Origin of the sequence: Nodosilinea sp. LEGE 07298 (assembly GCF_015207265.1) — a bacterium.
Classification (GTDB): Bacteria; Cyanobacteriota; Cyanobacteriia; order Phormidesmidales; family Phormidesmidaceae; genus Nodosilinea.
In genome coordinates, this window is record NZ_JADEXE010000251.1 from 1 (window position 1) to 9902 (window position 9902).

The window sequence follows — 9902 nt, forward strand, 5'->3', positions numbered from 1 at the left end:
GGGCCGGGCGGGTCAATTGTTGGCGACGGCGGCGAGTGGCAGGTGCGGCAGATACAAAATCGGTAATGGGGGCATCCCCAGCAACTGCAGCTTCCTCAGTCGCTTCTACAAAAGGATTCACCGCATCAGCTAAGGCCATTTCTGACGACGCTACCGAGCTTAATTCGGGCCGTAGCTCACAGCTCAGGTGAGTCTGGCCCAGCTCTCGCACCTGCTGCTCAGACATCAGCCCCAGTCGCAGCCAGGTATCTAGCCCTTCGAGCAGCCCTGGCTGGTCAGGCGATAGGTCTAGCTGTAATCGAATAGTGACGTCTCGATCGTCAGCCATAGCTGCCTTGGGAAATGGTTTTAGAATTATGATCGCTGGGCGGCGAGGCAGTTTTCTAAACCCCAAATTCTTAACTTCAAAGGACTACAACGCTTCTGGCTTCACATCGGCATAAAGCCGCCCGCGCTTACCCAGTGTGGTGACCAGGGTATACACCGTGTAGAGCCACCCCGCCACAAAAAATATCCCCCGGCTGACCACCTTTAGCGGGTTGCCGTCTTTGTTGCAGGGGGGGTGCCCCAGCACGTGGCAGTCGAACAGGCGACCGTAGAGCCGCAGATTTTGGCTCAGGGTGAGGTTTTTGAGCGCCAGCAAAAAGTGGTTGTGGTAGAAGTTCATCTGGTAGTTGAGCGATCGCGTTGTAATGTCGTGGCAGCCGCCAGTCTCCTCGCCCAGGTGCACCAGGTGGGCCTCAGGGCTGTACCAAATGATGTAGCCGGTCGACCGAATGTGCAGGCAAAAATCAGACTCTTCGCGCACCGCACTCCCCGAGAAGCGCTCGTCAAACCGCAGCCCGTGCTTGTCAAATAATTCTCGCCGGAACGACATATTGCACCCCCGCGCTGTCAGCACTTGCTGGGGCTGGGTGGTATGCACCAGGTCAAGGTGGTACCAGGCAATGCCGGGATCCATGGCCTCCGGTGGCAGGTAGTCGATTTCGAGATCCTCCTGCTCCGCCAGCTTCATGCGGTCAAACACTCGCCCTGCCACCGCCCCCACTTCAGGCCGCTCTATAAAGGTACGGGCGTGGGCGTAGAGGTAGCCGGGGGGCAGCACCACATCGTCGTCGATGAAGAGGACGAGGTCAGAATGCGATCGCTCAATCCCTACATTACGCGCCGCTGGCAAGCTAGCCCAGGGTACCTGGTACCAGGTAATCTCCCCTGCCTCAGCCCAGGTCTCTAGCTGGTGCTGGGTGGCGGGCTGGTGGGTCTGGGTTTGGTCCACCACCACCACTTGATAAGCCGGATAGTCTTGGGCCAGCACGCTGCGCAGTGTGTCGCACAGCACTGCCTCCCGCTGATAGGTGGGGATGATTACAGCAATAGTAGGCCAATCCATAGTGACAGGGGGTAAGGGCTGACAGCAGTATTCCCACCGAGCTGCGCTCAGGACAACCTATGGGTGTGACTGAATTGGCGTACCTGTCGATTCTGCTCTTTTCGACTCCGCTCCTTTCGACTCCGCTCAAGGAACGGTTCGGGCTACTCCACTTCCTTTCGGTTCCGCTCCTTTCGACATCGCTCAAGGAACGGTTCGGGCTACTCCACTTCCTTTCGGTTCTGCTCCTTTCGACGTCGCTCAAGGAGCAGGTTGGGGCCATTGTGCCGACGAGGAACAGCTAGGGCAACTCCACCGAGGTTGGTTTGGCAATGTGGGGCAACCCCCAGCCCAGTTTCTCCCGCAGCACGGTAAAAAACTCTGGCGACTTCAGGCGAATAAACCGGGCGGGGTAGGGGGCGCGGCAGGTGCTCACTAGGTCTTTGGGCATCACGTAGCAGCCCGCATTGCCGTCCACGATTAAGACCAGGGGGTCGGGGTTGGCGGAATGGATGGTGACCTGCTCGCGATCGGGGAACACCAGCCCCCGCGATGCCAGCGAGTGCGGACAAATAGGAATTAGCTGCGTGACCGATACCCCTGGGGTAATCACCGGCCCGCCCGCCGAGAGCGAATAGGCCGTAGACCCTGTAGGCGTAGAGACAATAATACCGTCAGCGGCAATATCGACCGGGGCGTGGTGGCCGATCGCCACCTCAAAGTGGCACATGCTGGTTAACGGTTCGCGGTGTAGCACCATTTCATTCAGGCACAGCGCCTCCCAGACCAGGTCAGCACCGTGAGAAAGCTTGACGGCCAGCATTCCTCGCTCTTCGATTTCGTAATCGCCCGCCAGCACCTGATCCATGGCTTGGGGTAGCTGATTCATGTACGCTTCGGTCAAAAAGCCCATGTGGCCAGTATTGACCGTTAGCAGAGGCACCCCAATCGGGGCCAGCTGACGAAAGGCCGACAGCACCGTGCCATCGCCCCCTAGCACTACCGCAAAGCTCATATCAGAGTCAAAGTGGGGCGGCACCAGACTATCGAGTGGGGTATGACAAACGGGGCGCTCGGGCTGAGAGTACCCCAAAATGCCGCCCATACCCGTGGCCAGCCTGACGGTGTAGCCCAGGCGAGTCAGCTTTTCCTCCCATTCGAGAGCGGCCTGGCAAGCTACAGGCTTAACGTCGTTGTAGATAATGCCAACCTTGGGCACAGGCAGGGTCCAACCTTACAATCGGTGAAGATAGGGTAAACAAAACGTGCTCTACACCCGCTAAGATGCCGAACACGCTGCTGGGGATCGTAGTTTACCTTCTCCCTAGGCTACCGTTTTTTCGTCTAGGGTTAAACAGCCCATGATTGAATTACCCAGTTAGTCCCGCACATTTTCCTACGCATTTAAGGCCTCAGGTCGTATCGTTGCCCACACTATTGGGGTAGACCACAGCCTACGCTACGGTTATCGTACCTGTGAGGGGGTGACCTTGCCCTACCAACTGCCCACATTTTGCATTGCTTGCTTTTATCGCTGTGACCCGTCGCCAATCTGAAACCACCGCCTACGTTCGCATTACCCACCAGTCGTGGAGCCAAGGTCGCATCGAAGGGGAAGTGCGGGCCAGCACCTACGAGTGGCAGTTTCAGTGGCGTTTTCGCCAGGGCCAGCTTAGGGTAGAGCCATCGCTAGGGCGGGCGCTGATCTGCGAACCTCTCAGTCGCTTTCTAGAACGCTTCGATTACCAGCTCGAACCTGGCGGCGACTACTCATTTACCATTCGAGCCAAGCTGTAAGGCGAAACGTGGCTGTGGCATCTTACAATTTTTGGGAAAAAATGACCCAATCTGGAGAAGCCGATCGCACGTTATGAGAGTTGATGGAGTTGGGTATTCTAAATCCAACTTTTGTCAACTACCGAAATGTTTATCCAACGCGAAAAAAATAGCATGGTATGGGGAATCACCCTGGCGATCGGGGCGGGGGTTCTCTTGGGCGGCGGCGCGGCGCGGGTTGAAAACCAAGCCTGCAGCAAATCAGAAACACTAACGGGGTATTGCCTCACCGAAGCGCCCAAGGTTGAGATAGCTGAAGGCATGATTGGTGGTGCTTTTGCTAGCGGTGGCGCGCTGATGATGATTGAGCTTTGGGGAAGATTTTCAAAGCAGCGTTAGGATTGTTGGGTGCACAGGGCTTTCCCACCAGTCGTCTAAATCCTTTATGCCTTTGGTTTTGTCGCTATATCCTTCGTCTGACCGACCCGACTCCTGTCGCCAAAGCTTAGTTTGAGACTGCATGCATTGTCTTTGCCCTTAAGCTCATTGAGAAAGATGGTAGATCGGACGGCTTACTAAACGGGCGTTGGAAACTAATTGGGTCAAGGCAATGTGACGGTACAAACAATCACATTTGCGGAGGACAATTAGATGAGGAAGCTACTTGCCGCCCTTGGATTAATTGGTTTTGGTTTAGTCAGCTGCACCGCCTACGAACCCTACACGACCTGGGATGCTGACGATGACGGTTATTTAGACCGCAACGAGACTTACACTAGTGCCTACGATACCTGGGATACCGATAGGGACGGCTATCTCTACGACACTGAGCTTTATGGCGGCCTAGGGGAAACAGGACTCTATGACGCCTGGGATACTAATCAGGATACTTACCTGGATGCCAACGAATTTGGTATCGGCATTAACGATAACAGCTACTTTAGCGCTTGGGATACCGACGGTAGCGGCGCGATCGAAGGCTATGAGTATCAGAGCTACTACGACCTTTGGGATTTAGATAACGACGGCGTATTAGACAATAGTGAGCTGTCCGATGGAACCTATAACTACTGGGATTTAGACGGCAGCGGCTATCTAGATCGCAGTGAATTTGAAACTGGGTTAGACGACAGCGGCGTCTACGATGCTTGGGATGCCGATGGGGATGGATTGCTCAATCAAAATGAGTATGGCTATCAGTTTGGCACCTAGCCCCATTTCAGATTGAGAGGCAAAGTAGGCCGATCGCTGCGTGATCGGAGCGTGGGCTTGTCGCCGTAGATTATCGCAGAGCATCATGGCGATCGCTAGTGACTAGCCGGAGAAAAACTGCCTGTCCTAGCCGCGATCGCTCACCGACAAGGCCACTGTAGCTGATCTAAAATCTGCCGATTCTGTGTTGCTTGGCTTAGTTTGGCGGGCTGCTGTGGCGCTGTCCGGGTGGGCTTAAAAGTTTGGTTAGGGGCCTTCACTGATGTACGGCCTCTACCATGGCGTCGCATTACTGCGCAAGTGGGAATACGTTTAGAAGCAAGCTGCCCGCCTGCACGATAATGACGGATCAGCTAGCCGTCAAAATGATGAATTGACAAATTTTAGGATGCACTTGACTACCGGGTGGCTACTCATGGTGTATCCTTTCGTTGCATTTTGGTTAATTCAGCTGGATATACACGTTCCTAAGTCTCCTTTTGCCTAAACCACTGGCTCAAGAACGCAATTGGGCTCGACTCACCCCGCACCCGAGAAAATACAACTTTTCTGTAGGGAGGCTGTCTTTATCGTGATCAAGTCATTGCTTCATGCAGCCTATCTCTGTGTATGATTAAATGTCTCCACCGTGGAGGGCACATCCCCAAAAGCCTCTTGCTTTGCCCATAGCGGCTAGCTGAGGAGCGAGGGTATCAACTTGAAGCGGATAAATCTAGCTATAGGATTTAACTCAACTATCAATCTTAAATACAGAGACCATTGAGACCTGGTGATAACTATAATTAATTTAGACCGTAAAATAGTTCTGTTTCTTCCGTCAGGCTACTCGATGGCGTGGAAGGATAAGGGAACTAAATGACTACCAAGAACGTTTTTTGGTGGTTACTGTGAATTTTGATGTTTGCACTATGGATATTTGAACTATGGCAGTAAAAAGCGCAGACCCCTTGACTGGCAAAGAGCTTCTAGCTAAGGTCAAAGATAATGATGGCCTAACGAAGCGGGAACTCGCCAAAGAATGCGGTTACTACACCACTGGTAAAGAGGGGCAAACTCGCGTCAACTTGGCTGAGTTCTATGATGCTCTGCTATCGGCCAAGGGTATTCAGCTTGAGCCCGAAAAAAGTAAGGATGGCAGAGGTCGAGAAGCCTCTTACACCGTTACTGTTCACAAGAATGGTCAGATTGTGATTGGGGCTGCCTACACCCAGGCTATGGGCCTTAAGACAGGAGATGAGTTTCAGATTAAGCTTGGCTATAAGCACATTCACTTGGTCAAAATTGGCGAGGATGGCGAGGATGAGGGCGAGGAATAAGGGTTAGATCAATGCGATCGAGTTCTGCGATCGCGCTAACGAACAACACCTTTCTGCTCAAATACTTTCCCTAAAGCGTTGACTTTGCGAGTGGGCCAACCCCGGCAGTCGTAATATCAGCGAATCAGCACCCCTGGCTACCTTTGGCCGGGGGTTTTACGTTGAATGCCCATTAGTCAGCACTGCCAACCGATCGGCGGCAGCGATCGCTCTCACGGCCACACTTGAAAAATTGGCCAACAGCAGGCGTTAGCTAGTGACTATCAGTACACCTGAGTCATGATATGGGGTGTCCCTCAGGCCACAGACACTATGCTGGTTCAACTTTTGCCGATGGTTTTGGTCTGCTGCATCGGCTATGGGCTAAAGCGGGCTGGGGTGCTAGGGTCGGGCGAGGCCAAAACCATTGGTCTATTGCTCACGCATCTGGCGCTACCTGCGGTTATTCTCAAGGCTCTAGCGACCGCTACGCTCACCCCCGACCTGGTTTATTTGCCGTTGTCGGCGCTAGTAGTGGTGCTGGGCCTTACCCTGATGGGCTTTTTGAGCCTGCGCTGGCTGGGTTGGGAGCGGGCAAAGGCCGGAGCCTTAATGACTACTTTCCCAACCTTTGAGGGTGGTGCCGTGGGCTACCCGCTCATGCTGATCACCTTTGGCGAGGTGGGGCTGAGCCGCATTGTGCTGTTTGACCTAGCTCAGGCGATCTATTTATTGACGGTGGTGTATTGCCTCTCGGCCTGGTTTGGCCAGGCGGGGGTAACGGCGCGGGCGGTGACGACCAAGCTAACGAAGACGCCGTTTTTTTGGGCCATTTTGTTGGGTCTGATCATGAATGCGCTGGGCATTAACCATGGGGTAGTGCTGAACCTGCTGGATATTGTAGGCAGCAGCTTTTTGCTGCTGGTGCTGCTGGTCGTAGGCATGGAGTTTGAGGTGCAGATGGCAGGCGGCTGGGTGTACCTGGTGGTAGCGATCGCCAAGATTGGCGGTGGCCTGGGCCTGGGCTGGGTGGCCGTAACGGTTTTTGGCTTGGCTGGGGTAGAGCGGGCGGCGGTGCTGGTGGGGGCCGCGTTGCCCCCCAGTATGCTGACGCTGTTTTTTACCCAAGAAAATGGCCTCGATACGCGCTTTGCAGTCAGCTTTATTTCGGTGGCAATTCCGCTCTACCTGGTGGTGATGGTGCCGCTGTTGGCGCAGCTGTCTCCTTAGCTTTCTCTTCAATGGGTACCGGCTTTCAAAAGCGTTCTCAGGATGCCATCAAGGGACACTCAGATTTCTCAGACAACGTTTAAGGATGGCTCAGATGGGGGTCAGCCCCCTCTCAGTTGCGCCCAGCACTATAGGACTCAAGTTGATTGATTCACACACCTCTTATGTCTTAAAGGAGCTGAAATTATGAAACGCACCGCCCTCTTTATCCTGACCGCCGCGATCGCCACTGTGACTGTTTCCCCCGCTTTTGCCGCAGCCAACTTCCGCGAACTGCGCCAGGAAAATCTCGACAAAGTCGACTTCGACAAGCTGCACCAAGAAAACCTCGACAAAGCTGACTTCGATAAGCTACGCCAGGAAAACCTCGACAAAGCTGACTTCGACAAGCTGCGCCAGGAAAACCTCGACAAAGCTGACTTCGATAAGCTGCGCCAGGAAAACCTCGACAAAGCTGACTTCGATAAGCTGCGCCAGGAAAACCTCGACAAAGCTGACTTCGATAAGCTGCGCCAGGAAAACCTCGACAAAGCAAACGAGGCCCAGTAATCTGCCAAACCAAAGGTGACAAGTTAGTGGGGGTTCAGGGTACAAGGGTTCAGGGTATAAGGGTTCAGGTTCAAGGCCTGCACACCTCAAACCCTGAACCTTAGGCCGTTAGCGCTTGTCACAATCAGCTTGAGCAAGTTCTCGGCTCCATCAGGCCATTCTCTCTATCTCTATAGCCCGGTAACGCTGCTGTATTCATTCGGAAATAAAGGAATGTTTTTACGGAATAGTTGCCGTCCACTTTGTAGCCCACTTTGGCAAAGTTAAAGTTGAGTCACCCCGCTCCCTGGTATACCCATACCAGGGAGCGGGTCTTTAAAGCAGCGCTGTTGCTAGAGCAGCCATGGGCAAGAGTTTGGATGCTGTCTTGGGATTTGCTGCCGCGCATTTCAGGGTAGCGTCACCACCCTTAACCCCAAATCAATACATTTACTTAGTAAATGCAATGCCTTCAAGTTCATATAAATTGCTTATAGATTTGTTTTGAGATTGACATTTTACAAATCTTGCCCTGTGGTTGACCATTGAGACATACCGAGTCAAGTCTCAATGAGGATAGAGAATCTCCATGGTTGCCCTTACAGATTTGCGTCAAGCGCCCGCTGCCGCTGGGCGGCTGACCCTACAAACAGCAGCGATCGCATCCGATTCAACCGTTCTTCGCTGCCTCGACTGGGACCGCGATCGCTTTGACATTGAATTTGAGCTGCAAAACGGTACCACTTACAACTCGTTTCTCATCGAGGGCGAAAAGACAGCGCTGATCGACACCTCCCACGGTAAGTTCAAGTCGCTGTACCTGGATCAACTTGAGGCGATCGTTGACCCAAAAACCATTGATTATCTAATCGTCAACCACACCGAACCCGACCACAGCGGGCTAATCGGTGACCTGCTGGCCCTCGCTCCCCAGATTACGGTGGTGGCTTCCAAGGTGGCGATCCAGTTTTTGCAAAACCAGATTCACCGTCCGTTTGGTTGTCAGGTGGTAAAAAGCGGCGATCGCCTTGACCTGGGCTTGGGTCACGAGTTGGCCTTTATCTCGGCTCCCAACCTGCACTGGCCCGATACCATGCTCACCTACGACAGCGGTACCGAGGTGCTCTACACCTGCGATGTCTTTGGCCTGCACTACTGCGACGACACCCTCTACGACGAAATGCCGTCTTTACTAGAGGCCGATTTTCAGCTCTACTACGACTGTCTGATGGGGCCGAACGCTCGCTCGGTGCTGGCGGCCCTCAAACGGATGGAACCCTTTCCCATCAGTCAAATTGCCACTGGACACGGCCCTTTGCTGCGCCATCATCTGGCCGACTGGACCGGGCGCTACCGCACCTGGAGCGAGACCCAGGCTAAGGCCGAGCCCTTTGTGGCGATCTTTTACGCGGGGGAGTACGGGTTCAGCGATCGCATTGTTCATCGCCTGGGGCAGGGGCTGCTCAAAACCGGCACCGCCGTAGAACTGGTGGATTTGCTCGATACCGATGTTCACGCCGTGCGCGAACTGACCATGACCGCTGCCGGGCTAGTGCTGGGCATGCCGCCCCAAACCGCTCCCGATCTAGAGCCCATCCTGAGCACCATCCTCGCAGCGGCTCACCCGAAGCAGTCGATTGGCCTGTTTGAAACCGGCGGCGGCCAAGATGAACCGATTTTTCCCCTGCGCAACCGCTTTCAAGAACTGGGCCTCAAAGCCGCCTTTGAACCAATTTTGATTAAATCTGCCCCCACCGAGGCCACTGACCAGCTCTGCGAAGAAGCGGGCACCGACCTGGGCCAGTGGGTCAACCGCGATCGCAGCCAAAAGCCCGGCCCAGCGCTCAACACCGGTCTCGACCAAGCGCTTGGTCGACTCAGCACCGGGCTCTATATTGTGACCACCAAAAAGGGAGCCGTTAGCAGCGCCATGCTAGCGTCTTGGGTGATTCAGGCCAGTGTGCAGCCCCCCGGTATTGCCATGGCCGTCTCTAAAGATCGCGCTATTGAGTCGCTGTTGCACGGGGGCGACACCTTTGTGCTCAACGTGCTGGAAGAAGGCCACTACCAGCGACTGATGAAGCATTTTCTGAAGCGGTTTCCGCCCGGTGGCGATCGCTTTGAAGGCGTGGCCACCTATGCTGCCGCCAATGGCTCCCCTATTTTGGCCGAAGCTCTGGCCTACCTGGAATGCACCGTCAACCGCCGGATCGAGGCGGGAGACCACTGGGTGGTCTACTGCACCACCAAGGCCGGACGGGTGGCGAAACCGGACGGGCTGACGGCGGTGCACCACCGAAAAGCGAGTAATCATTATTGATTTTGGATTTTGGGATTTTGGAATGGCGAAATCCCTGGATGGTGCATTACGGCCAGTGCCTAAGTTAACGGCAATCCGCAGAAATACCTGTGGCCTAATGCACCCTACGGCCTGGTGGGCAGTGCCCACCCTACGGTAAATCAAGGCTTTCGGCGGTTGCGAAACGCTTGTT

Annotated in this window: 10 protein-coding genes; 7 read left to right on the plus strand and 3 right to left on the minus strand. The window is 54.4% G+C overall.

Going from position 1 to position 9902, the window contains the following annotated elements; all coding sequences use genetic code 11:
* The 3 genes from IQ273_RS25160 to IQ273_RS25170 all read right to left on the minus strand — a co-directional run.
* Positions 1-328 (minus strand): hypothetical protein (locus tag IQ273_RS25160; RefSeq protein WP_194025888.1); only part of this gene is annotated, 328 nt, incomplete at its 3' end.
* An 84-nt stretch (positions 329-412) separates the two neighbouring features.
* Entirely contained in the window at positions 413-1390 is a 978-nt protein-coding gene (gene hpsN / locus IQ273_RS25165) for a hormogonium polysaccharide biosynthesis glycosyltransferase HpsN (protein ID WP_194025889.1), read from the minus strand.
* A gap of 280 nt (positions 1391-1670) precedes the next feature.
* Positions 1671-2588, minus strand: coding sequence for an NAD(+) kinase (locus tag IQ273_RS25170; RefSeq protein ID WP_194025890.1), 918 nt, complete (start codon positions 2586-2588; stop codon positions 1671-1673).
* Positions 2589-2905: 317 nt separating this feature from the next.
* Here IQ273_RS25170 and IQ273_RS25175 point away from each other — a divergent pair, with 317 nt between their 5' ends.
* From IQ273_RS25175 to IQ273_RS25205, 7 genes are all read left to right on the plus strand, one after another.
* Positions 2906-3166 carry a DUF3146 family protein gene (locus tag IQ273_RS25175; RefSeq protein ID WP_017297340.1) on the plus strand — a complete coding sequence of 87 codons (261 nt, stop codon included), beginning with the start codon at positions 2906-2908 and terminating at the stop codon, positions 3164-3166.
* A 111-nt stretch (positions 3167-3277) separates the two neighbouring features.
* The gene (locus IQ273_RS25180) at positions 3278-3544 is read left to right on the plus strand and encodes a hypothetical protein (protein WP_228053819.1); all 267 of its coding nucleotides are present in this window, start codon (positions 3278-3280) and stop codon (positions 3542-3544) included.
* Between the two features lie 252 nt (positions 3545-3796).
* Positions 3797-4357 (plus strand): hypothetical protein, encoded by a 561-nt coding sequence (locus IQ273_RS25185; RefSeq protein ID WP_194025892.1) that lies wholly within the window; start codon positions 3797-3799, stop codon positions 4355-4357.
* Positions 4358-5280: 923 nt separating this feature from the next.
* The gene (locus tag IQ273_RS25190) at positions 5281-5673 is read left to right on the plus strand and encodes an AbrB family transcriptional regulator (protein WP_194025893.1); all 393 of its coding nucleotides are present in this window, start codon (positions 5281-5283) and stop codon (positions 5671-5673) included.
* Between the two features lie 312 nt (positions 5674-5985).
* Complete coding sequence (locus IQ273_RS25195; protein WP_194025894.1) at positions 5986-6882, plus strand: AEC family transporter; 897 nt, start codon at positions 5986-5988, stop codon at positions 6880-6882.
* 186 nt (positions 6883-7068) lie between these two features.
* Entirely contained in the window at positions 7069-7431 is a 363-nt protein-coding gene (locus IQ273_RS25200; protein WP_194025895.1) for a hypothetical protein, read from the plus strand.
* A gap of 568 nt (positions 7432-7999) precedes the next feature.
* Positions 8000-9730, plus strand: a complete 1731-nt coding sequence (locus IQ273_RS25205; RefSeq protein ID WP_194025896.1) for a diflavin flavoprotein — start codon at positions 8000-8002, stop codon at positions 9728-9730.
* Positions 9731-9902: the final 172 nt, after the last annotated feature.